21 protein-coding genes and 1 pseudogene are annotated in these 21230 nt (G+C 67.8%); 12 read left to right on the forward strand and 10 right to left on the reverse strand.

Features of this window, described 5'->3' with window-relative positions:
• The first annotated feature begins 29 nt into the window (after window positions 1-29).
• The 3 genes from OSC30_RS15410 (at window position 30) to OSC30_RS15420 (ending at window position 2675) form a co-directional block, all read left to right on the forward strand.
• A complete protein-coding gene (locus OSC30_RS15410) occupies window positions 30-683 on the forward strand; it encodes a glutathione S-transferase family protein (RefSeq protein WP_267172771.1) in 654 nt (217 codons plus the stop codon).
• Between the two features lie 311 nt (window positions 684-994).
• On the forward strand, window positions 995-1204 hold the full coding sequence (locus OSC30_RS15415; RefSeq protein WP_231320407.1) for a cold-shock protein: 210 nt from the start codon (window positions 995-997) through the stop codon (window positions 1202-1204).
• A gap of 229 nt (window positions 1205-1433) precedes the next feature.
• Window positions 1434-2675, forward strand: coding sequence for an MFS transporter (locus OSC30_RS15420; protein ID WP_267172750.1), 1242 nt, complete (start codon window positions 1434-1436; stop codon window positions 2673-2675).
• Between the two features lie 45 nt (window positions 2676-2720).
• Here the strand turns inward: OSC30_RS15420 and OSC30_RS15425 are convergent, their stop codons facing one another.
• The 3 genes from OSC30_RS15425 to OSC30_RS15435 form a co-directional block, all read right to left on the reverse strand.
• Window positions 2721-4478 (reverse strand): serine hydrolase domain-containing protein, encoded by a 1758-nt coding sequence (locus OSC30_RS15425; protein WP_267172751.1) that lies wholly within the window; start codon window positions 4476-4478, stop codon window positions 2721-2723.
• Between the two features lie 55 nt (window positions 4479-4533).
• The gene (locus tag OSC30_RS15430; protein ID WP_267172752.1) at window positions 4534-5409 is read right to left on the reverse strand and encodes a helix-turn-helix transcriptional regulator; all 876 of its coding nucleotides are present in this window, start codon (window positions 5407-5409) and stop codon (window positions 4534-4536) included.
• A 149-nt stretch (window positions 5410-5558) separates the two neighbouring features.
• The gene (locus OSC30_RS15435; RefSeq protein WP_267172753.1) at window positions 5559-6227 is read right to left on the reverse strand and encodes a glutathione S-transferase family protein; all 669 of its coding nucleotides are present in this window, start codon (window positions 6225-6227) and stop codon (window positions 5559-5561) included.
• A gap of 341 nt (window positions 6228-6568) precedes the next feature.
• Between OSC30_RS15435 and OSC30_RS15440 the strand changes: the two genes are divergently transcribed.
• The 6 genes from OSC30_RS15440 (at window position 6569) to OSC30_RS15465 (ending at window position 11468) form a co-directional block, all read left to right on the forward strand.
• On the forward strand, window positions 6569-7228 hold the full coding sequence (locus OSC30_RS15440; RefSeq protein ID WP_267172754.1) for a DUF3348 domain-containing protein: 660 nt from the start codon (window positions 6569-6571) through the stop codon (window positions 7226-7228).
• 11 nt (window positions 7229-7239) lie between these two features.
• Window positions 7240-9336: a DUF802 domain-containing protein gene (locus tag OSC30_RS15445; RefSeq protein ID WP_267172755.1), complete on the forward strand. Its 2097-nt coding sequence runs from the start codon at window positions 7240-7242 to the stop codon at window positions 9334-9336.
• A 148-nt stretch (window positions 9337-9484) separates the two neighbouring features.
• Entirely contained in the window at window positions 9485-10150 is a 666-nt protein-coding gene (locus OSC30_RS15450; protein ID WP_267172756.1) for an OmpA family protein, read from the forward strand.
• Window positions 10140-10676 (forward strand): DUF2894 domain-containing protein, encoded by a 537-nt coding sequence (locus tag OSC30_RS15455; protein ID WP_267172757.1) that lies wholly within the window; start codon window positions 10140-10142, stop codon window positions 10674-10676. Before OSC30_RS15450 ends, OSC30_RS15455 begins: the two co-directional genes overlap by 11 nt.
• Before the next feature lie 92 nt (window positions 10677-10768).
• Window positions 10769-10948, forward strand: a complete 180-nt coding sequence (locus OSC30_RS15460) for a hypothetical protein (RefSeq protein WP_267172758.1) — start codon at window positions 10769-10771, stop codon at window positions 10946-10948.
• Window positions 10949-11030: 82 nt separating this feature from the next.
• Window positions 11031-11468, forward strand: coding sequence for an HhH-GDP family DNA glycosylase (locus OSC30_RS15465; protein WP_267172759.1), 438 nt, complete (start codon window positions 11031-11033; stop codon window positions 11466-11468).
• 61 nt (window positions 11469-11529) lie between these two features.
• Here OSC30_RS15465 and OSC30_RS15470 read toward each other — a convergent pair whose 3' ends face one another.
• Both OSC30_RS15470 and OSC30_RS15475 read right to left on the reverse strand, forming a co-directional pair.
• Window positions 11530-11937, reverse strand: a complete 408-nt coding sequence (locus OSC30_RS15470; protein ID WP_267172760.1) for a VOC family protein — start codon at window positions 11935-11937, stop codon at window positions 11530-11532.
• A 367-nt stretch (window positions 11938-12304) separates the two neighbouring features.
• Window positions 12305-14296, reverse strand: coding sequence for a multicopper oxidase domain-containing protein (locus tag OSC30_RS15475; RefSeq protein ID WP_267172761.1), 1992 nt, complete (start codon window positions 14294-14296; stop codon window positions 12305-12307).
• A 196-nt stretch (window positions 14297-14492) separates the two neighbouring features.
• Here OSC30_RS15475 and OSC30_RS15480 point away from each other — a divergent pair, with 196 nt between their 5' ends.
• Window positions 14493-14732 (forward strand): hypothetical protein, encoded by a 240-nt coding sequence (locus tag OSC30_RS15480; protein WP_267172762.1) that lies wholly within the window; start codon window positions 14493-14495, stop codon window positions 14730-14732.
• Between the two features lie 327 nt (window positions 14733-15059).
• Here the strand turns inward: OSC30_RS15480 and OSC30_RS15485 are convergent, their stop codons facing one another.
• The 3 genes and pseudogenes from OSC30_RS15485 to OSC30_RS15495 all read right to left on the reverse strand — a co-directional run bounded on the left by OSC30_RS15485 (window position 15060) and on the right by OSC30_RS15495 (window position 16862).
• Window positions 15060-15491, reverse strand: a complete 432-nt coding sequence (locus OSC30_RS15485; RefSeq protein WP_267172763.1) for a YidH family protein — start codon at window positions 15489-15491, stop codon at window positions 15060-15062.
• Between the two features lie 246 nt (window positions 15492-15737).
• Window positions 15738-16091 (reverse strand): annotated as a pseudogene (locus OSC30_RS15490) (aldo/keto reductase); the annotation flags it as partial.
• 576 nt (window positions 16092-16667) lie between these two features.
• Window positions 16668-16862, reverse strand: a complete 195-nt coding sequence (locus OSC30_RS15495; RefSeq protein ID WP_267172764.1) for a hypothetical protein — start codon at window positions 16860-16862, stop codon at window positions 16668-16670.
• 314 nt (window positions 16863-17176) lie between these two features.
• Between OSC30_RS15495 and OSC30_RS15500 the strand changes: the two genes are divergently transcribed.
• Window positions 17177-17635: a hypothetical protein gene (locus OSC30_RS15500; RefSeq protein WP_267172765.1), complete on the forward strand. Its 459-nt coding sequence runs from the start codon at window positions 17177-17179 to the stop codon at window positions 17633-17635.
• Between the two features lie 213 nt (window positions 17636-17848).
• Here the strand turns inward: OSC30_RS15500 and OSC30_RS15505 are convergent, their stop codons facing one another.
• The gene (locus OSC30_RS15505) at window positions 17849-18346 is read right to left on the reverse strand and encodes a lipocalin family protein (RefSeq protein WP_267172766.1); all 498 of its coding nucleotides are present in this window, start codon (window positions 18344-18346) and stop codon (window positions 17849-17851) included.
• A 367-nt stretch (window positions 18347-18713) separates the two neighbouring features.
• Between OSC30_RS15505 and OSC30_RS15510 the strand changes: the two genes are divergently transcribed.
• Window positions 18714-19934 carry a PQQ-dependent sugar dehydrogenase gene (locus tag OSC30_RS15510; RefSeq protein ID WP_267172767.1) on the forward strand — a complete coding sequence of 407 codons (1221 nt, stop codon included), beginning with the start codon at window positions 18714-18716 and terminating at the stop codon, window positions 19932-19934.
• A 137-nt stretch (window positions 19935-20071) separates the two neighbouring features.
• On the opposite strand, the gene OSC30_RS15515 is transcribed toward OSC30_RS15510, so the two are convergent.
• Window positions 20072-21103 carry a DUF6438 domain-containing protein gene (locus tag OSC30_RS15515; protein ID WP_484494523.1) on the reverse strand — a complete coding sequence of 344 codons (1032 nt, stop codon included), beginning with the start codon at window positions 21101-21103 and terminating at the stop codon, window positions 20072-20074.
• Between the last annotated feature and the right edge of the window lie 127 nt (window positions 21104-21230).

The following is a 21230-nucleotide window of genomic DNA, read 5'->3' on the forward strand; positions in this document are numbered from 1 at the left end:
CGCTGGCGCCCCCAATCCGGAACCCATTCATGACCCCCACCATCACCGCCTTTGAAAAATCGCCCGATCGCGGCCAGGGACTCGCGCGCGACACCCGCGTTCGCTGGGCGCTCGAAGAAGCAGGCCAGCCCTATGAGGTTCGCCTGCTCTCGTTCGGCGCCATGAAGGAACCCGCGCACCGGGCGCTTCATCCGTTCGGGCAGATCCCCACGTACGAGGAAGGCGACCTGGTGCTGTTCGAATCGGGCGCCATCGTGCTGCATATCGCACAGACCCACGCCGGCCTGCTGCCGGAAGAGGCAAACGCCCGGGCGCGCGCCATCACGTGGATGTTTGCCGCGCTCAACACCGTGGAAGCGCCGATCTTCGAGCTGCAGAACGCCAAGTTCGCGGAAGGCGACAAGCCCTGGGCCGCGGAGCGGCTGGTGCTCGTCAAGGACCGCATCGGCCATCGGCTGGGCGAGCTTTCCGCCCGGCTCGCCGGCGCCGACTGGCTTGACGGCGCGTTCAGCGCCGGCGACCTCATGATGGTGAGCGTGCTGCTCCGCCTCAAGCCGTCCGGCCTGCTGGACGCCTTTCCCAACCTCGCCGCCTATGTCGCCCGCGGCGAGGCAAGGCCCGCCTACCGGCGAGCCTTCGACGCGCAACTGGCGGTGTTCAAGGGCGCCGCTTCTAGCGCCTGACCGAGGCTGCGCCTGGGAATCCACGGGTGGTCCGGACGGCATTGCGGTCGCGCAAAGGGCCGCCCCGGCCATGCACCCGGGGGCACGGCGCGGGTCCCGAAGTCTTCCGGACCATGAACGCATGCCACAAAACATTTGCTTCCCGCCCCCACAGTCACTAACGTGGCAGGGCTGGGTTTCAGGGGTCACCTGAACTGTGGCCCGATGTTGTAGAGAGCAGTTTCACTACACCGTTGTCCCGTTTGCTCCTTGCGACCAGCTCACCCGCCGCATCCATGCGGCATTTCAACTCGTTCCGAGGAGATATAACGATGTCCCAGACCGAAACCGGTACCGTCAAGTGGTTCAATGATGCCAAGGGCTTCGGCTTCATCAGCCGTGCCAGTGGCGACGACGTGTTCGTGCACTTCCGCTCGATCACGTCTTCGGGCTTCAAGAGCCTGCAGGAGGGCCAGAAAGTGTCCTTCGTCGTGACCCAGGGCCCGAAGGGCCTGCAGGCCGACCAGGTGCAGCCGCTCTAAGGCAGCTCGCCATCCTGAAGAAGAGCCCGGCCCAGCGCCGGGCTTTTTTTTGCGAGGAATCAGGCCACCGGGCGGTGAGCCCAATGCACGCCACCCGGCCCTTCCCCCGCAAACGGAAGGGAACGGTGCCGACCGGCGGATGGGACGCCTTCGCCGCACGGCGCCCGATTGCCTGTACCCCGCCCATGCAGGCACAGTGCGCCCTCGTTTGCTTCCCGCGCCCCTTGCCATGCCTGCTCCGACAACGCGCTTCCACCATCGCGCGATCCCCATCGTGCTGGCCGCCGTGGTCATCGACGTCATCGGCTTCGGCATCGTCATGCCGGTATTGCCCGCGCTGGTCACGCAACTGGGCCACATGGAACTGGATGCCGCCACCCGCGTAGCGGGATGGATGCTGGCGGTGTTCGCGGTCGCGCAGTTCTTCGCCGGCCCCGTGCTTGGCCATCTGGGCGACCGCTTCGGCCGCCGTCCGGTGCTGATAGCCGCCATGCTCGGCTTCAGCCTCGACTACCTCCTGATGGCCGGCGCACCGACGTTGACCTGGCTGTTCGTGGGCCGCGCCATCGCCGGCATCACCGGCGCCACGTTCGGACCAGCCGGCGCCGTCATCGCGGACGTCACGCCGCCGCACAAGCGCGCCGCCGTGTTCGGGCTGATGGGCGCCGCCTTCGGCGTCGGCTTCATCATCGGCCCGGCGCTGGGTGGGTTGGTGGCCTCGTTCGGTACCCGCGCGCCCTTCGTCGTGGCCGCCGCGCTCGCCGCGCTCAACGCCCTGGCGATGGCGTGGCTGTTGCCCGAGACGCTCGATCCCTCGCACCGCCGCCCGTTCCGCCTGCGCGACGCGCACGTGATCGGCGCCTTCCGCCCCCTCTTCCACGCCGGCAATGCCACGCCGCTGCTGCTGGCCTGGTTCCTGTGGCAGCTCGGCGGCGTGGTGTACCCGTCCACCTGGGCCTTCTGGGCGTCGATCCGGTTCGGCTGGGACGCCACGGCGATCGGCTGGAGCCTGGCCTGGGTCGGTTTCCTCACCGTCATCGTGCAGTTGGCCCTGACCCGGCGTGTGGTGGAGCGCATCGGCGAACGCCGCACCGCCATCGCCGGCCTGGCCTGCGCTGGTACCTGCCTGCTCGCCTATGCCGTCACCGCCCACGGCTGGCAGGTCTACGCGTTCTTCCTGGTCGGCGCGCTGGGCGCGCTCGTGTACCCGGCCATGAACGGCATGCTTTCGGGCATGGTCGATGCCAGCCGGCAAGGCGCGCTGCAAGGCGGCATAGGCAGCATGAACTCGGTCGCGGCGGTGCTCGGCCCGCTCATCGCCTCCCAGTCGCTGGCCTGGGGCGCGAGCAGGGGCTTCGACGGCACGGCGTTCATCGTCGCCGCCATCCTGCTGCTGGCCGCCATGGCCATCATCACCCGCCTTGTACCGCATCGTTCCGTGGCGGGCGATTTATCGGGAGGGGACGCCTGAGATCTCCACGGCCAGGCGTTGCCGGCCACGCCGCCTTGCCGTTTTCTAGTCCCCGCTCTTACCGGGAATGATGTACCGGGCAACCAGGCCCTGCAGCGCGTACCACGTTTTGAAGTCGCCGTAGTTGCCCGCGGTTATGGCCACTGTGACGTCGAGCTCCGGCAGCACGATGACGAACTGGCCGCCGTTGCCTTCGGCAGCGTACTCGCGATAGTCGCGTCCCCCGGCATGGAAGGTATGCAGGTGCCAACCGTAGCCGTAGCCGTGGCCGGGTCCGAAATGCGAGTGCTCGGTCGTGGAAGCCCGCACCCAGGCCTGGTCGACGATGCGGCGGCCGTTCCACGTGCCGCCGGAAAGGTAGAGCTGGCCCAGCTTGAGCATGTCGCGCGGCCGCAGGTAGATGCCGCCGGCCAGGTAGGCCTCGCCGCCAGGCATCAGATTGATGTGGTAGCCGTGCATCTGCAGCGGGCGAGCCACGTACTGGTCGAAGAAGGCGGGCAGCCACTGGCCGGTCGCCTTCGCGACGACGGCGCCGAGCAGGTTGATGCCGGCCGAGCAGTACACCGCCTGCGGGCCGCCGGGGTCGCGGGCCATCGGCAACGCGAGCGTATAACGGTACCAGTCGTCCTGCCGGTGCTGCCCCTGCATGGTGTCCTCGTTGCCGGGCGACTGCGGGTCGTTGTCGTCGCAGGCAAGGCCCGAAGTCATGCTCATCAGGTCGGCCACGGTGATCCTCGCTTTGCGTGGGTCCTGTCCCGCCGATCCGGCACGGTCGGGAAGCAGTGCGAGCACCGGCGCGCCCGGCCCGATTCCGCGCCCTTGCGCCATTGCCAGCCCGACCAGCAGCGGCGCGAAGGTCTTGCCGGCCGAGCGCGTATCGTGCGGACGCGCGGCGTCGAAGCCATGGAAGTATTCCTCCACCACGAGCTTGCCGTGCCTCGCGATCAGCAGGCCCTGCACCTGCGGGGCGCCGGCCGCGGGTGTCTGTTGCAGGCGCGCGACCAGCGCACCGAGGCGGCCCTCGTCCAGGCCCACGTCCCCGGGCAAGGCGGTGGGCCACCCGTCGGCCAGATCCAGCGGCGTGCGCGGCTGCCAGCTCGCCGCGGCCGGCGTACGCGCATGGAAGCCTACTGCGTGGCCGCGGTCGCGCCGGGTAAAGGCGAATACGCCAATGCCCTGCCAGTTCACGCGCAGTTGCCCGGTCTCCTCGTCCAGCGTGGCGTGCAGGGCCCAGCCGGGCCGGGCCGGATCATCGAAGGTCACCTTGTCGCCATCGGTGCTCACCGTCAGCACATGCTCCCGGGCGAGGTTGAATTCGGGGTTGCGGATGAAGGCGCTGAGCGCGCCGTCGGCTTCGCGCTGGATCGCGAGGTACTGCGACAGGCGCTCGGGCAACGGATGCACCGCACCGCGCCAGACGCCAGGCTGAGTGCGCTTGAGCACGACCGGCGTTGCGTAGGCACTGGCCAGCGCCATGCCCGGCGGCTGGATCCAGAAGCCTTCGACGGTCGAGCGGTCGCGCGACAGCTTTCCCCGGAACTGCCCCTGCCCGCCCGGCAAGGCCAGGCTCAGCCGATCCCCCTGCTGCTGCACCACCGCCTCGAAGCCGACGATGGCGCCACGCCAGCCCGCATCGCGACCATCGATCGTGAGATCGCCTTCGACCGCGGCCGCAACGGTCTCATTCCCCCAAAGCCCGACCAACCGCGCGGCTGGCGGATCCGCGGGGGTGGCATGCACCGGCGCAAGGGCGGACAGCAGGCAGGCGAGCGGGAAGAGCATGGTCTTCTCGAGCAGCAGCATGGGTTGGTTCCAGGTCGGGAAGGGAGACTGCGCCGCGCGCGGCGGTGGCACCACGCTAGGCGGCGGGGCTGCAGCGGTCTTGTATCTGGCAAACCTGGGCTGGATGCCCTTGCCGCATCGCCTTGTGATAACGGGCCGGCGACAGCCCGAAGGCCAGCTTGAAGGCCCGCGAGAAATGCGCCTGGTCGAAATAGCCGCAGGCACCGGCCACTCCGGCAAGCCCGTCGTGTTGCCTCGCCTGCAGCAGCGCTGCCGCCTTGGCCAGGCGACAGCGGCGCAGGTAGTCGCCCGGCGTACAGCCGAAATGACGCCGGAACGCGCGCGTCAGGTACACCGGATGCACGCCAGCCGCGGCGGCAACGTCGGCCAGGCCGAGTTGCGCGCCGCAATCGTCGTGCAGACATTCGCGCGCCCGCCACAACCAGGCGGGCGCCTGGCGATAGACCATCGAGCGGCCATGGGCGGCGGTGGCGCCGAGCAGTTCCGCGCACAGCGATTCGACGACCAGGTCGCCCGTAGTGCCCACTTGCCCGCCCGCGGCGGCCAACCGCCTGGCGATCGCCCACGCCGATGTGCCCAATGCGCAGGCGTGGTCGGGCAACGCAATCGCGTCCGCAAATTGCCGCAACGTCGCCGCTTCGACGGTGACAGTCACGAACAAGCCGTTGTGCAGATCGCCGAACCGATCACGATGGACCGTACCCGGCGGGTTGTAGACCAGCAGCGGCCCGCGGGTTTCGACCGGCGCACCGTGCGCGGACGACAGATAGCTGCCGCGGAGCAGCAGCACGAAATGCGCCTCGGCGTGGGTGTGTTCCTGCACCGCGTGTTCGGCAACCGTCGGCACGAGCCGCGCCACCGAGAAGCCGCGGGCGTGCCATCGTCCTTCGTGCTGGCCGAGGAACTGGTCGTGCCCGAAGATCAGTGGCATGGGGCGCCTGCAGGGTTCAGTGCTTCAGACACGTGACAAAACGCGCTCCACGCTAGCCCGCGATTCAAGCAGCTGCAAGCGTCGGGGCGCGTCGGGCAGGATCACCCCCACGAGGGTCCGCAGGCATGGGCCGAACCACGTCGCCAGCGCTATTGGCCCCGGCTTCCGTAGTCATCCAGCTGCACCGGCGCAAGCGTGCGCGCCTCGTCCATCCACGCGCGCACCGTGTCGCGAGCCAGCAGGCGGGTCATCCATGCCGCCGCACGCGGCCACTGCGCAAGGTCGGGCGCGTGCGCATGCAGCCGCACTACCGTGGGCGCGAACGCCAAGTCCGCCAGCGACAGCGCGCCCGCCAACCAGGGCCCGCCGCTGCGCGCCAGCTCCTGCTCCCACACTTCGAAGATGCGCGACGCATCGGCGACCTCGCCGTCGGTCATCGCCCGGCGATCGGGGTAGAACGCACTCTCGAACGACAACCGCGGGCACAACCCCGAAAGCCCGGCATGCTGCCAGGACACCAGCGAGCGCACATGCGCCCGCTTGCGTGGGTCGCCGGGCAGCAGCACCCCGCCAGCGAGCTCGCTGGCGTATTCCATGATGGCCAGCGAATCGAAGATCACCGCATCGCCGTCCACCAGCACCGGCACCGCGCCAGGCGGCGAAAATGCACGGATGCGATCGAGGTTGGCGAACCGCTGCGGCCGCCGGATATCGACCACTTCCTCGTCGAAGGAAACGCCCGCCTCCTTCAAGGCGAGCCACGCGCGAAAGGCCCAGCTGGAAGCGTTGCGGGTACCGGAATAAAGAACGCGGGTCATGGGACTTCGATGCCCTCCGGCATTCCGGGATCAGCCCGGATGAATAACTCATCGAAGGATCACATGTAGCCGACCATTACGCATCGGGCAGTTGGCTCCAAGCAGCATTCCCCGCAAGCCTTGGCCCCTCACCCCAGCCCTCTCCCCGGAGGGGAGAGGGAGCCGTGTCGGCGGTCGGGGCCCGGCTCTTGCTTCGTCTCGCCTCCGGGGAGAGGGAGCCGTGTCGGCGGAAGCCTCATCTGGTGCATGGCTCTTCCCGGGCGACTGGTTCCAGCGCTTTCCTTGTGCCGCCACGCCAGGACCCCGTCCCGCGCTAAACTACTTGTTTTGCCCCGGAAATCATGGCGCAAGCTGCCCTCCGCCCGACGGTTCGCGGGCCCACGTTCATCCGCCTGCTGGCTCGCCTGGCAGAGATCGACGTGGCTGCGCCCGGCCAGTCCCTGCCCGACCGGCTCGGTCAGTGGCTGGACTGGAACCACGCGCTGTCGCTCGCTGCCGCGCTCGACGGCCAGCCGGCTGCGTCGGAAGCCGCCGCTCCGGCACCGGACGACCTGCAGGCCGAGTGCGCGCGGGCACGCGAGACGCTGGCGACGGCCATCAAGGACGCCCCCTTGCTCGCGCCCGGTGCGTCGATGCCCGCCGAGCCCGACTATGCGCCCTACCGGCAGCTCTGCCTCACCCGCCAGCGCGCCCTGCAGGCCACCACCGGACGGCTGCGCGGCAAGCTGCGTGACGCGCTCCCGCTAGGCTCGCCCGGGCTGGCGCATCTGGCCGAGGTGGATGCGGTGATGGAAGCGGCGCTCACCCCGCGCGAGCACGCGCTGCTCGCCAAGGTGCCCGAGCTGCTGGGCCAGCGCTTCGAGCGCCTGCGCGCCGCCGGGCACGCTTCCGCCACCTGGCTCGATGGTTTCCGCCGCGACATGCAGAGCGTGCTGCTGGCGGAGCTGGATCTTCGTTTCCAACCGGTCGACGCGCTGCTCGCAGCGCTTCGCACCCCCTGACGCGGTTCTCCATGTTCAAACGTCTGCTTCTTCTTTCGGTATTCGCCCTGGGCCTGGCCGCCATCGGCTGGATCGTCGTCGGCTACGTCGGCAGCAACCCGCTCGGCATGGCCATCGCCCTGTTGATCGGCGCCTGCTACCTCGCCGGCGCGCTCGAGCTGTTCCGCTACCGCCAGGCCACCGCCACGCTGCGCCAGGCGATCGACGACCTGACCGGCCCCCCGGCCGAGCTCGGTCGCTGGCTGCAGCGCCTGGCGCCCGGCCTTCGCCATGCCGTGCGCCTGCGCGTCGAGGGCGAGCGCGCCGCGCTGCCGGCGCCGGCGATGACGCCGTACCTGGTCGGCCTGCTGGTGCTGCTGGGCATGCTCGGCACCCTGCTCGGCATGATGGCCACGCTGCGCGGCACCGGCACGGCGCTGGGCAGCGCCAGCGACCTGCAGGCGATCCGCGGCTCACTGGCCGCGCCGGTCAACGGACTGGCCTTCGCGTTCGGCACCTCCATTGCCGGCGTCGCCAGCTCGGCGATGCTCGGTTTGCTCTCCGCGCTGGTCCGCGGCGAACGGCTGCTGGCGGTGCAGGCGCTGGACGGGGAGATCGCCACCACCCTGCGCGTCCACTCGCAGGCGCACCGGCGCGAGGAAGCCTTCGGCCTGCTGCAACAGCAGGCCGCGGCGATGCCCGCGCTGGTCGACCGCCTGCAGGCGATGGCCACAACGCTGGAACAGCAAAGCGCCGCCGCGCACGAGCGCCAGCACGCCGACCGGGAGAGCTTTCAGCGCCATACCGAAGAGGCCTTCACGCGCCTCGCCCGCTCGGTCGAACAGTCGCTTCAGGCAAGCGTGACAGACAGCGCGCGCACCGCCGGCAGCGTGCTGCAGCCGGTGGTCGAATCCACCCTGGCCAGCCTCGCCCGCGAGAGCACCGCCATCCAGGCCAGCGTGGGCGAAGCCGTGCAGCGCCAGCTCGACGGCCTCGCGACCGGCTTCGACAGCACCGCGCGCACCGTCACCGGCATCTGGAACGACGCGCTCGCCCAGCACCGGCAAACCAATGAAGCCCACGCACAGGCGCTGGGCGACGCCCTCGCCCGCTTCGCCGACACCTTCGAGCAGCGCTCGTCCGCCCTGCTGGAAGGCATCGGTACACGCCTGGACGCGAGCGCCGACCGCGCCGCCGAGGCGTGGCAAAGCACGCTGTCGAAACAGGACGCCATCCACGCCCAATTGGCCGACCGCAACCAGCAGGCGCTGGCCGCCGCCAGCGAAACCTTCGAATCGCACGCGGCCGCATTGGTGCAGGCGGTCAACCGCTCGCACGCGGAACTGCAGTCGGCGCTCGAGGCACGCGACCAGCAACGCCTGGCCGCCTGGGCGCAGAAGCTCGACGCCCTTACCGCCGAACTGGGCGCACAGTGGAAAGCGGCCGGCGAGGCCACCGCCAGCCGCCAGCAGGCCATCTGCGACACGCTGGAGCAGACCGCCGGCGCCATCTCGGCGCGAACCGAAGCCGCCGCCAGCCAGACCCTCGCCGAGATCGCCCGCCTGGTCGAGGCCGCCTCCGAAGCGCCGCGCGTGGCCGCCGAAGTCGTCGGCGAACTACGCCAGAAACTCTCCGACAGCATGGTCCGCGACACCGCCATGCTGGAAGAGCGCAGCCGCCTGCTGGCCACGCTGGAAACCCTGCTCGACGCGGTCAACCACGCCTCCACCGAGCAGCGTAGCGCGGTCGACGCGCTGGTCAGCACCTCGGCCGAACTGCTCGATCGCGTCGGCAGCCGCTTCGCCGCGCAGATCGAGGAGCACACCGGCAAGCTCGACACCGCCGCCGCGCAGGTCACCGCGAGCGCCATCGAAGTCGCCGGCCTGGGCGAAGCCTTCGGCGCCGGCGTGGCGCAGTTCGGCCAGGCCAACGACGCGCTGATGGAGCGCCTGCAGCAGATCGCCGGCGCACTCGACGCCTCGCTCGCGCGCAGCGACGAGCAGCTCGCCTACTACGTGGCGCAGGCGAAGGAAGTGGTCGAACTCAGCGTGCTCTCGCAGCAGCAGATCATCACCGACATGCAACAGCTCGCCGGCCGCCGCGCGCCGGGCAAGGCGGCGAAGGCATGAAAGCCTCGCAGAGACCTTTGCAAGGCGCAGTCCCTTGTAGGAGCGCACCCAGTGCGCGACCGCCATGCATCCGGTCGCGCACAGGGTGCGCTCCTGCAAAAATCCTCACGTTGGGGGCCTTTCGAGGTTCAGAGGCTTGGTGCACGCCATGAGCCACGACGTCGAGTTCGAAGGCGAGTCCACCGCCCCCATCTGGGCCTTTGGCGACCTGATGTCGGTGCTGCTGGGTGCGTTCGTGTTGATCCTGGTCGGCGTCATCGGCGTGCAGTTGCAGCTCTCGCACAAGCTGGAAGTTGCCGAGAAGCAGCGCCTGGCCGAACAGCAACGCCGCGCCACGCTGGAACAGGCGCTGGCCACGCCGCTGGCGCAGGGCCGCGTGACCCTGGTCAACGGCCGCATCGGCATCCGCGGCAACCTGCTGTTCGCGCTCAACTCCGACCAGCTACAGCCCGAAGGCCGCCAGCTCATCCAGAGTCTCGCCGCGCCACTCGCGCAGTACCTGCAATCGCGCGACGAGCTGTTGATGGTCAGCGGCTTCACCGACGACCAGCGCGTGCACGGCGACAACCGCCAGTTCACCGACAACTGGGAGCTCTCCGCCCAGCGCGCCCTGACCGTCACCCGCGCCCTGATCGCCGCCGGCGTACCCGCCAACGCGGTGTTCGCCGCCGCCTTCGGCGCGCAGCAGCCGGTCAGCGCCAACGCCGACGCCACCGGCCGCGCGAAAAACCGCCGCGTCGAGATCGCCCCGATTCCCCGCTCCTCGGCCGCCAACGCCGCGCCGCAAGACACAGCCCCCGGCCATGCGCCCTGACATCCGCGCGGCCATCCGCACGCGCCTGATCGCGGCCATGGAGCAACGCGCCGCCAGCCTCGACGGTGAAGTCCGCCGCGCGCTGGATGCGCGGCTGGCCGAACTGCGGGCGCTCGATGCCGATGCGCCGGACGACATGCTGGCCGCCGACGCCATGCCACCTCGATCAAGCTCGCTGCGCGAACTGGTCGATCAACTCGCCCGCGACACCTCCGGCGAGCGCACCACCTATCCGGACGTGCCCGCGCTCGCCGATTTCCGCCAGCTATGGTCCGGCCTGCGCACCGACAGCCAGCTCCGGCAATCGGTCGCCCACAGCCCCACCGACGCCGGCCCGCTCAACTCCACCGCATTGGCCAGTCGCGCGATTGCGTTGATGCGCGAGGTGTCGCCGGCGTATCTGCGCTCGTTCCTTGCCTACGTCGATGACCTCGCCTGGCTGGAACCGGTGGGTGTAACGGGCGCCGCCACCGCACCGGGCGTGACCGCCAGAAAGAAGCGGATTGGACGCAAGCCCAAGCCGTGATAGACACGTCCCTCACCCGGGCGTAAGACGCGTTGTTGCATGGTTGATCGCCACGGTGGTTTGCGTGGCATCAATCATGGTGGAGACCGGAAATGGCAAACAGCAATGACAACCGTGGCGGCTCGCACGAGCAACACGTCAAGGCAGGCGAACAGAGCCACAAGAACGACAATTCCAAGTCGGCCAGCAGTTCCTCCGGCAATCGTGGCAGCCAGGGCGGAAGCCACGAACAGCACGTCAAAGCCGGCGAACAGAGCCACAAGAACGACTGATTCACCCACTGCACGGTGACGCAAGGGGCGCTTCGGCGCCCTTTTCGTCTCGCCACCGCAGCCGACGCTGCGAAGGTTGCCCATGAGCCGCCACATGACCGCCGCGGACCTCGATATCCACGTCGCCAGGAGCGACGAGGACAGCCTGTTCCAATGGCTGCTGGCGAGCTTCCTGTTCGGCAAGCGCATCAGCCAGAAGATTGCCGCGGCGACGTGGCAGGCGCTGGTTCGCCACCACGGCCGCGACACACCGCGCAAGCTGTGCAACTGCACGCATGCCGAGCTGGTGAAAATGCTGGGCGAAGGCGGCTATGCCCGCTACGACGAATCCACCGCGACGCGCCTCTCGCTGCTCTGCCGGACCCTGCTGGATGACTACGGCGGAAGCGTGCTGGGCATCGCCGAGGCCTCCGACAGCCGCGCCGAGTTCGAGCGCCGGCTGCGCCGCTTCAAAGGCATCGGCCCGGTCACCGTACGCATTTTCATGCGCGAGGCCGGGCCGGTACTGTTCCCTTCATGAAAGCCTGAAGGCTTCCGCGCATCCAGCTTCATCCCGCGCCGGACCACCCTCCGCCGGGTGCCTAAGCGGCCTGCACCGCCGACATGTCCATCCACAGCGGTCCCCAGACGTGTCCATCGGGGTCGGTCAGGTCGCGCGCGTACATGAAGCCCAGTTCCTGCACGGGATTGACGTCCGCGGTGCCGCCGTGGGCCGCGGCGGCGTCGATCATGGCATCGACCGCCTCGCGGCTGTCCAGCGCGAGTGCCAGCGACACCTCGCTCGAGGTCGCCGGGCAGATCGGCCGGTCAGTGAACGTGCGCCACTTGTCGTGCGTCAGCAGCATCACGTAGATCGCATCGCTCCACACCATGCAGGCGGCGGTTTCGTCGGTGAACTGCGGGTTGTTCGTGAACCCCAGCGCCTCGTAGAAGGCCATCGAGGCCCGGAGATTGGAAACAGGTAGGTTGACGAAGATCATGCGGGACATGGCGGCTTTCTCCTGGGTTGGTAGCAGCACGACGGGCGACCGTGGCGGTAATCGACAAACGTGGAAGCCATGATTTATCCGCTGGGCGAAGCTTCGCGCGATGGTCGAAAACAAGAGGCTGACCGCCACGCGCCCGTTCCGGCGCATCAGGCCAGCACCTGTAGGAGCCCACTTGTGGGCGATGCTTTTTTGGCCGGTCTCAGGGCAAGGGCATCGCCCACAAGTGGGCTCCTACAAGTCCCTCGCGCCGTGCCCGGCTCTCCGGCCAGGCCGATGGTCCGGCGCGGACGGATCGGCAACAGTGGCCGCGCAGAGCCAGCAGCGCTGAGCCAGCTTGCCCCATGCGCAGCCGCGACCGCGCACATCGCTATTGCGCGGCGCGCACCGCCTTCACCTGCTCGGCCGTGACCGGCTTGCCCTGGTTTCCCCACGACGTGCGTTCGTGGTTGGCGATGTCCGCGACATCGTGGTCGTTGAGGACATCCGCAAACGGCGGCATCGGCGTCGCGTAGACGGTGCCGCCCACGGCCTGGCCGTGCATCCCGTGAAGGATCGTGCCGATCTGTTTGGCCGGATCGGGATTCAGTACCGTCGGATCGCCCTTGAGCGGCGGGAACGCACCCGGCAGCCCCATGCCGGTGGCTTGATGGCAGGCCGCACAGTTGGTGGCGTACAGGGTGGCGCCGCGCGCCGGGTCGAACTTGTACGGCCCGGCCGGCGCCGCTGGCGGCGCGCCTGCGACCGGCGGAGCAGCCGGCTCCGTGCCGGCGGTGCCCGGCGCCTCCGCGGGCGCCGCCGCCGGCCCGCCGACGGCCAGCACGCCGATCGCGCCGAGCGAGGCATGGGCCATGTCGTGATCGACGAAGGTGTACTCGCCCGCATCGGGCATCACCAGGTCGAATACCGCGCCCTCGCCCGGCCCGACCGTATAGGTCGACACGCCACTCAACGCGTGCGCGGGATCGCCGTCCGGATAGACCTTGTCGAAGATCGCACCGATCACGTGGAAGGCACTCCACAGGTTCGGTCCCGCGTTGACCAGATAGATGCGCGTGCGCTCGCCGGGCGTCACCGGCAGCGGGTGATCGCGGTACTGGAACGCCGCGCCGTTGAAGACGACTTCGTCCGGCCGCTCCTCGCTCATCTTCTGGAAGTCGGCGCCCATCAGCTTGCCCGACACCTGCTGGGTGTACCACTCGCCCTGCACCAGCACATAGCTCTCTTCGGCCGGCGGCAGGGGTTCGGCCGGATCGACGATCAGCGCGCCGTACATGCCATTGCCGATGTGCAGCAGCACCGGCGGCGTGCCGCAGTGATACAGGAAGGCGCCGGACACGTTCGCGACGAAGGAATAGGTCAGCGACTTGCCGGGCATGATGTCCACGTAGTGCAGGTTCGGCGGCGTTATGGCGGCATGGAAGTCCAGCGAATGCTGCATCGTGCCCTTGTTGGTGAACGTCACGTTGACCGTTTGCCCCTGGCGCACGTGGATCACCGGGCCGGGCACGGTACCGCCGAAGGTCCAGGCCTGGTACTGCACGCCGCTGGCGATCTCGACCGCGTCGTCGGTCGCGATGACATGCACGTCGACGCTCGATCCGGCCTGCAGTGGCGGCAGGCGTGCGTCGCGCGGCTTGGCGATCGGCTGGCTGGATACAAGCGACAGCGGCGACACGGCGGCGGCGGCCGCGGTGGGCGTCGGCGGCCGCACGTTCAGGCTGCTGTGCAGGCCGGCGACGAGGAAAAACACCAGCACCGCGATGCCGATCAGCGCCGGCGCCTGCACCCGCCAGGACACCGGATGCACCGCGGCCGGCGGGACATCGGTGCGCCACTCCGAAACCCGCCGCCAGCGCGGCCACGACCTCTCGATGTAGTAGTCGAGGCTGTAGGGGCTTGGCCCCGAACCACTGTTGATCACGCTGAGCGCGATGAAGACCAGCACGTAGACGATACCCGTGCCCATGTTGGCCGCGCCCACCGAGTAGGGGCCGCCGAAACCCTCGGCCGTGCTCCAGACCAGCAGGCTGAACAGCGCGCCGGCCAGGTACGTCGTCTTGCGTGCAATGCCGAGCACCAGCGCCAGGGCCAACAGCGTCTCGATGCCTCGCGTAAGCCAGACGAAAAGCGTCGCGTTGGGCGTCACCAGCCAGATCCAGAAATCGAACCACCAGGCCGACCAGCGCGGTTGTCCGTCCGCGGCGTTGTGCAGGTAACCGACGTAGTGGGCCGCGAAGCCGGACGTCCAGGTAAAGGCCGCATTGGCCAGCCAGATCAGGCCGAAGGCGACGCGAAGGGCCGTCTTCGCCATGCCTGGCCAGGCTTCCGAAAACTGCTCGCGGACGTGCACGTGTGCCATGCGATGTTCTCCTTCGGTGATCCGTCAGCCAAATCCCGACCCTAGCGCGCAATTCGTCAGCATTTCCTGATGGCCGGCGAGCGCGACAGAAGCCTCTGATCTCACCGCTCGCCAGCCTGACCGGGATCAAGACCACGACAGCCTCGATCCGGAAGCATGCGCGGCAACAGAACGAGTACCCGCAAGAGGCCATACGATGGAATTCCACATCGCTCTCACCGATGCCAGTCCCCGCCCCGAAGTGGTCCAGGACGCCATGTTCGATATCGACCCGAGCGCGCTGGTCGACCTGGACATGAGCGGCCTGGTCATGCGGATATCGTCCTGGGTGCCCATCAGGGATCTGGTCGAAGTCCTGCAGCGAACCGGCTGGGCAGTGAAGCTGGATCAGGTGGTGCAGTTGCCGAGCATCTGTTGCGGCGGTTGCTCCGGGTGAACCGAAGCAGCGCCGGTCGGTGCGACGGACGTCCCGGCAGCCAGGGTCGAACTGGCCGAATCGATCATTTCCGAGGGCCGACTTCATGGCCGCGATGCAGGGTCGGGTTGTCCGGCTCACGCATCCGCGACAGCCCTTCCCTGGGAACCTCGAACAACCCTGAAAGCTTCCGGCGCCACTGTAGGAGCCCACTTGTGGGCGATGCTCTTGGCGGTGCCATCAGGTGTAAGGGCATCGTCCACGAGTGGGCTCCTACAAAAAAACGTCGCACGAAGGGAGTTATTCGAGGTTCACTTCCTGGTCGCGTTCCTCTTGTGGCCGTCACCTTCAGACGCGGACGACCCAGATGCCCACGAGCGCGGCGAGCGACACCAGGACCAGAAAGCCGTTGACGCCGATCAGGAGCCAGGGCGGAAGCCGGCGGATATCGGGACGCGGCGGCGGCGCCCCCGGGTCAAGCTCGCGCCACACTCCCGCGAAGAAGCAGAAGGCGCTGAAAAGGATCAGCACCGAACCCGTCGCGCTGGCCAGCGATGGATGCACCACGTCCTCCAGCAGTGCCTTGGCGCCAACTCCCGCCGCCAAGGCCGAGAGGCCGGTGCGGATCCATGCTGCATAGGTGCGCTCGGCCGCGAAGATCGTGCGGTCCGCGGCAAGTTGGGTGCGACGATCCGCGCTGTCGGTCTGCCGGATCGCGCTTTGTTTCAGCTTGCTCGCACTCTCGGCGAGCCTGGCAGGCGTTTTTCGGGTATCGGTCATGTCACTGGGAGCCATGAGTAACTTCGCCTGGAACCCTTGTAGGAGCGCACTTTGTGCGCGACCGCGATGTATCCGGTCGCGCACAGGTGCGCTCCTACGGAAGAGCTCCCCGTTACATCATTTGACCATCCGATACCCGAAGGGATTGTCACGTTGAAACCATCCGAACGGGGCCGTTCACTTCCGGAGGCAGGCCGAATGAGCCTGGTCGCCGCCGTTCCTCCCGGTGTACCTGGCTCGTACGGGTCAGCCGATGCCATCCAGGCGCGCCAGCACCTGCGCATCGAGTTCGATCGCTGCGGCGGCGAGGTTCTCGCGCAGATGCGCCACCGAAGAGGTGCCCGGGATCAGCAGCACGTTGGGCCCGCGCGCCAGCAGCCAGGCGAGTGCCACCTGCATCGGCGTGGCCCCCAGTTCCTCGGCCACATCCGACAGCGTCTGCGACTGCAGCGGGCTGAAACCGCCGAGCGGGAAGAACGGCACGTAGGCGATGCCCTGGCCGGCCAGCGCGTCGATCAGCGCATCGTCGCGGCGATGCGCCAGGTTGTAATGGTTCTGCACGCACACCACCGGCGCGATCCGCTGCGCTTCGGCGATCTGGCAAAAGTGCCTGCCTGTGCAAGCTTGTTCATGCGGTTCTCCGGGGCGATGGGGATGCGGCTCAACTATGGACGCCCCGCACGCGGCTGGGAATCCCGCACAGTCCATACAGGCTGTGCGGGGAACCGGACAATGGCGACGAAACTGCCGGATCTTCAGGCATCTCCTGGTGCTTCGCGCCAGCGGGTTTCGCCAGGCCGCGCGCCGCGATGTCGACTCGACCTCGCGGCCGAGCGAGGCGGTGCGTCGGCTGGAAGCGACAGCTTCGTGGCCCTGATCGCATCTGGACAGTGGCGCCCAGGTGCCGTTGCCGGAGCCCTGCTGCCAGCGCTTCAGCGGGCCCTTCCTCTACCTGCCCTCGCCGCTGCGGACAAAGCTTCGAAAAGCTCGGTAAGCTTCCGGCGGCCATTGTAGGAGCACACTTGTGGGCGATGCTTTTGGCGTGTGCGATCAGGCCTGAGAGCATCGCCCACAAGTGGGCTCCTACAAAAGATTGCGCGATAGGGGGCTATCGGGATTTCCGAAACAGGATGACGTCCCCCCGCCTGCGCACGGATCACCTCGCGAAGGCGTCGGCTAGATCCGGGCGCGTGGATACAGCTCGCGCGCGTGGGTGCGCGTGAGCCGTTCCGGCGCGCCGGAAGTCTCGTTCCACAGGGCGCCGCACAGTTTGCAGCGCATCAGGAAGCTGGGCTGGTGGGGGTTCGCGGCGACGCGCTCGAAGCGATCGTAGGGCGCGTGGTAGCCGGACTGGCAGTCGGTACAGAGCATGGCGCCACGATATCAAGAGAGGAGGGAAATGCGCCGGCGCGCGGATTTCTGCCTTCGGATGTTTTCCCTCGTTCGAGTACCCCAGGCGGTGAGCGCCTGCGATGCAGGCATCCGCTGCGACGAGCGGCGTGAGCAGACGGGACCGCTGCCGCGTACAGCCACCGGCAAGGCCGAGGCTGCCTTCATTGCGGCTCCGCACACGGCTCACATGGGCCCGGCTACGGTGGGGGACACGCAACGAGCAAGAGGCGCGCCGAGTGGAAACGCGAACGAACGGCAACAGAGACTGGGCCACGCCCGCCACCAGGGCGCTGGTGAGCGGCGCCGTCGCGGGCCTCGCCGCGGCCGTCGCCCTGGCGCTGTTGGCCAAAGCCGAGGGCAAGGGCGCCCTGCAGCCCATCAACGCGACCAGCCACTGGCTGCATGGTGACGAAGCGGCCCGCTGTGAGCAGCCCGATGCCAGCCACACGCTGATCGGCCTGGCGACCCACTACGCATCGACCGTGTTCTGGGCGTTGCCCTTCGAATTCTGGCGGGCGCGTCGCCGGTCACCCGCCACCGGCACGCTCCTGAGCGGCGCCTGCGTCACGTCCGCGGTCGCCGCGGCCGTCGATTACGGCATGACCCCGAAAAGACTCACGCCCGGATGGGAGCTCGTGCTCGGCAAGCGTTCCTTGCTGATGGCCTATGGCGTGCTGGCGCTTGGCCTGGCCTCCGGTACGAAGCTCGCGCAAGTCCTGGCGAATCGCCATGGCTTTCGACGCCCACTGTAGGAGCCCACTTGTGGGCGATGCTTCTGGCGCCGCGATCGGGCGCAAGGGCATCGCCCACAAGTGGGCTCCTGCAAAAGCGTCGCACGGACGGAGTGATTCTCCCTACAGGTTCACTCCTACAGAGGATGGATGGCTTTCCGCAATCGCCTGCCCCAACCTGCCGCCGAAAACTGCACGTGTCCGCCATGCGCGAACTTCCCGCTCCGCGGAGTTTCAGCCCGTGCGCCGGCCCGTGTGTGGCGTATGGATGAGGTCATCGAGCCGGTATCCGAGCGATTGCGCGTACTGGAGGAAGGTCTCGCGCGTATCGGCGTTCAGTTCCGGATCGCGGTGCAGCAGCCACAGGTACTCGAAGTCGGGGCTGCCGACCAGAGCGGTGCGGTAGTCCTCGTCCACGCGCAAGATCCAGTAGTCGCCTTTGGTAAAGGGTATCCACCGCAAACCCTCGGGCAGGAAACTCACCTGCAACCGGCCCGGCCTGGAGGGATCGAGCACCTTCGCCTCCCCGACCGACTCCTCCAGCTCGCCCTCGCCATTGCGCGCACGGTTGTCCACCCGGATCGCGCCATCGGGCTCAAGGGTGTAACTGGCGGTGATATCGGTGTAATCGGCCGGCTCATGGCGCATCGGCAAGCGCGCTATTTCGTACCAGGTACCGAGATAGCAAGTGAGGTCGAGCGATGACACGGTCGGCGGCGGCTGGCGATCCATGGGGGCGTCCTTTGGGAAGATCGCCAACGTAGGCGCACCCGCATGAAGATGCAGGCAAGGCCACCGTTGCACGGCGACAGGCCGCATTGGCGCGACCAGCAGGTGGCGTGCGCCCCAGGCCCGGCACAGGCCTGAGGCGACGCGGACCCACCGCGCGAGCTGCTGCTGGGCGGCGACGAAGAGGTGAAATCCGTTCGCACCTCACTGGCCACCCCGCACGACGGCGTGACCGGAAGCTGGACGGCGATCCGCGACCGGATCTTCGGCATCGTCTCTCCCTTCGAGCACGTGTTCCCGCTCGGGCCCATACCGCCTCATCAGCTTGACACTAAGATGCTTCCGGTCGTTCGAAGAAGGAAACGCTCAGATGACGAAGCTGGCAACCGTGGGATTTCTTGCAGCTCTGCTGACAAGCGCCGTCCATGCGCAGACCAACGCGGGAGAACAGAAAGCCGATCCCGGCCTTCCCTTCACCATGACGAAAGTGGCGAGCTTCGACCTGCCCTGGCGCATCGCCTTCCTGCCCGATGGCCGCATGCTGGTGACCGAGAAGGTCGGCCGCGTCGATCTGGTCACCCCGCAGGGCGCCAAGACCGAAATCGCGGGTGTCCCGCCCGCCTATGTGGAAGGCCAGAACGGCATGCTGGGCGTCTTCCTCTCGCCCCATTACGCCATTGACCACCATGTCTATCTCACCTACGTCGCCCCGGGCGACTATGGCGGCGGGCTCACGCTGGGCCGCGGGCGGCTGGTGCTGGATGGCAAGCAGCCCCGGCTGGAGGGCTTCAAGGTGCTGTGGCGCCAGATGCCCACCGGCAAGGGCGGCCAGGCCGGCGCCCAGATCGCCTTCTCGCCGGACGGCAAGTACCTATTCCTCACGGTGGGCGACCGCCAGCGCTTCACACCCGCGCAGGATCCCGACCAGCCGGAAGGCAAGATCCTGCGGCTGACGCTGGACGGCAAGCCCGTGCCGGGCAACCCGTGGGCAGGCAAGGTCGGCGCCCGCACCATTCCGCTGATCGACCCGCCTGAGGACACCGAGAAAGCCAAGACGGCGCCGGTGGTCAGCACCTATACGTTCCCCGGCCCCAACCTGACGCCGGCCGAAACCTGGGCCACCGGCTTCCGCACACCGTACGGCCTCGCCTTCGCTCCCGACGGTCGACTGTGGGAACTCGAACATGGCCCGCGCGGCGGCGATGAACTCAACCTGGTTCAACGCGGCAAGAACTACGGCTGGCCGCTGGTCTCCTACGGCGTCAACTACAACGGCGTACCCATCCCCAACCCCGACACGCGCCCCGACCTCGCCAAACCGGTGATCTACTGGGTGCCGGTGATCGCGCCGGGCAACCTGATGTTCTACAAAGGCAGCGCGTTCCCGCACTGGAAAGGCAGCGCCCTGATCAGCGGCCTTGCCGCCGAGGCCATCATTCGCGTCACCTTCGACGACAAGGGCGGAGCAACCGCCGTCCAGCGCTGGAACGTCGGCAAACGCGTCCGCGACATCGAAGAAGCGCCGGACGGGTCGCTCTGGATGCTGGAAGACGCTGCACCGGGCGGGCTTTATCACCTCACGCCGAAATAGATCGCGCCATCGTGAAAAGCTCCGGGACAAAAACCTCCGGCACGGGGGCAATTACTGCGCGTTAATTGCCCCCTCCCCCTTTATCCGTCCCTTTATCCGCGGCCCTTTATCCGCCAGAAAATCACCTGTCTTCCCCGCTATTGGCCTTGTTGCCGCAACCAAGTCACCACACGCCCCCAATGCTGGTTCTTGGCGTATCGGATGAACCCTTCACCACGGTCGTCCATGCGCCAGTCCGAGCCCGACTGCAACAGCAGCAGCGCGACATCTTCGACTTTGGCACTGCCCAACGCAGGAAGCCCATAATTGCCCGGCGCCGAGACATCCAGCCCCTCTGCCAGCAAATAGCGGACAAAGGCGATATCACCCGCATCCACCGCACGATGGAGCAGCGTGTCTCCGTCGGCTGCGTGTGCCTTGAGATCGCAACCCATACCGGCAAGCCACTCGGCGATGGCCTTGCCCTCCCAACCACTATCAAGATACGGGCGCGAAAGCAGCATGGTCACCGGCACCTTCCGCTTGTTGCCGTTGTCGTCCTTGTCCTCGAACCACAGCAACGGGCGCGTCCCGGGCGTGGTCAGGCTCCATATCTCCCGCACTGACGAGAGGCGTCCGCCCTCGATCGCACTGCGAAAGGCTGCATTCACCTTCTTGCCGTCCAGCGCACCGTTGGTACGCAAGGATCCGCGCACCAGAAGTGGGGCGATCAGCGACGTGCGGCGGTGAAGCAAGGCGCTTTCCAGAAGCGATGTTTGCGCGGTGCGACCCGGAGGCGTCCTCCATCCCAAAGGACTACCTCCGGTCACAGCGGTTCCCGCCCGGATCATCCGCAGCATCGCAAGTTCGTCCCCACCTTTATCGTTGGCCACAGCGCGTGCGAGCAGGTCTGCCGCGACCTGCGATCTGAAGTCGAAACCCTCACGCTGCAACTGGTCCACCGCGGCGACGGACAGGGTCGTCCAGTCTGACGAGTGCGCTACCAGGTCGACCTCATCCTCGAAATTCGTGATCACGCTCGGCATGCCGGCCTCGGCGCCTACATAGTCCTCAATCTCATGCGCTTCGTCGCCGATCTCCAGCGTCAACCGATAGGTGGGACTGTCCGTGATCTGCGCCCGGTAGCTTGGTTCCATGGACCAAAGATCCGCATTGCGGAGGTCAGCCACTAGGGAAACTCTGATTTTGCCCCGCTGTCCAAGCGAGGGCCTCCGCCCACCGAGCGTAACCGATGCCCGACCAATTGACCCTGGCCAGCCAAGCCGACGGCAGTTTCGAAGTACACCGCAAGCCGAC

It is taken from the genome of Frateuria hangzhouensis, from assembly GCF_026410505.1.
GTDB classification, from domain to species: domain Bacteria; phylum Pseudomonadota; class Gammaproteobacteria; order Xanthomonadales; family Rhodanobacteraceae; genus Frateuria_A; species Frateuria_A hangzhouensis.

What these genes read in the sequence shown, in the direction of transcription:
- OSC30_RS15485 (WP_267172763.1), bottom strand. Translation starts at nt 15,491, where the DNA reads ATGACCGATACCCGAAAAACGCCTGCCAGGCTCGCCGAGAGTGCGAGC.
- OSC30_RS15435 (WP_267172753.1), bottom strand. Translation starts at nt 6,227, where the DNA reads ATGACCCGCGTTCTTTATTCCGGTACCCGCAACGCTTCCAGCTGGGCC.
- OSC30_RS15495 (WP_267172764.1), bottom strand. Translation starts at nt 16,862, where the DNA reads ATGCTCTGTACCGACTGCCAGTCCGGCTACCACGCGCCCTACGATCGC.
- OSC30_RS15445 (WP_267172755.1), top strand. Translation starts at nt 7,240, where the DNA reads ATGTTCAAACGTCTGCTTCTTCTTTCGGTATTCGCCCTGGGCCTGGCC.
- OSC30_RS15460 (WP_267172758.1), top strand. Translation starts at nt 10,769, where the DNA reads ATGGCAAACAGCAATGACAACCGTGGCGGCTCGCACGAGCAACACGTC.
- OSC30_RS15510 (WP_267172767.1), top strand. Translation starts at nt 18,714, where the DNA reads ATGACGAAGCTGGCAACCGTGGGATTTCTTGCAGCTCTGCTGACAAGC.
- OSC30_RS15420 (WP_267172750.1), top strand. Translation starts at nt 1,434, where the DNA reads ATGCCTGCTCCGACAACGCGCTTCCACCATCGCGCGATCCCCATCGTG.
- OSC30_RS15475 (WP_267172761.1), bottom strand. Translation starts at nt 14,296, where the DNA reads ATGGCACACGTGCACGTCCGCGAGCAGTTTTCGGAAGCCTGGCCAGGC.
- OSC30_RS15410 (WP_267172771.1), top strand. Translation starts at nt 30, where the DNA reads ATGACCCCCACCATCACCGCCTTTGAAAAATCGCCCGATCGCGGCCAG.
- OSC30_RS15430 (WP_267172752.1), bottom strand. Translation starts at nt 5,409, where the DNA reads ATGCCACTGATCTTCGGGCACGACCAGTTCCTCGGCCAGCACGAAGGA.
- OSC30_RS15455 (WP_267172757.1), top strand. Translation starts at nt 10,140, where the DNA reads ATGCGCCCTGACATCCGCGCGGCCATCCGCACGCGCCTGATCGCGGCC.
- OSC30_RS15425 (WP_267172751.1), bottom strand. Translation starts at nt 4,478, where the DNA reads ATGCTGCTGCTCGAGAAGACCATGCTCTTCCCGCTCGCCTGCCTGCTG.
- OSC30_RS15470 (WP_267172760.1), bottom strand. Translation starts at nt 11,937, where the DNA reads ATGTCCCGCATGATCTTCGTCAACCTACCTGTTTCCAATCTCCGGGCC.
- OSC30_RS15415 (WP_231320407.1), top strand. Translation starts at nt 995, where the DNA reads ATGTCCCAGACCGAAACCGGTACCGTCAAGTGGTTCAATGATGCCAAG.
- OSC30_RS15465 (WP_267172759.1), top strand. Translation starts at nt 11,031, where the DNA reads ATGAGCCGCCACATGACCGCCGCGGACCTCGATATCCACGTCGCCAGG.
- OSC30_RS15505 (WP_267172766.1), bottom strand. Translation starts at nt 18,346, where the DNA reads ATGGATCGCCAGCCGCCGCCGACCGTGTCATCGCTCGACCTCACTTGC.
- OSC30_RS15450 (WP_267172756.1), top strand. Translation starts at nt 9,485, where the DNA reads ATGAGCCACGACGTCGAGTTCGAAGGCGAGTCCACCGCCCCCATCTGG.
- OSC30_RS15440 (WP_267172754.1), top strand. Translation starts at nt 6,569, where the DNA reads ATGGCGCAAGCTGCCCTCCGCCCGACGGTTCGCGGGCCCACGTTCATC.
- OSC30_RS15480 (WP_267172762.1), top strand. Translation starts at nt 14,493, where the DNA reads ATGGAATTCCACATCGCTCTCACCGATGCCAGTCCCCGCCCCGAAGTG.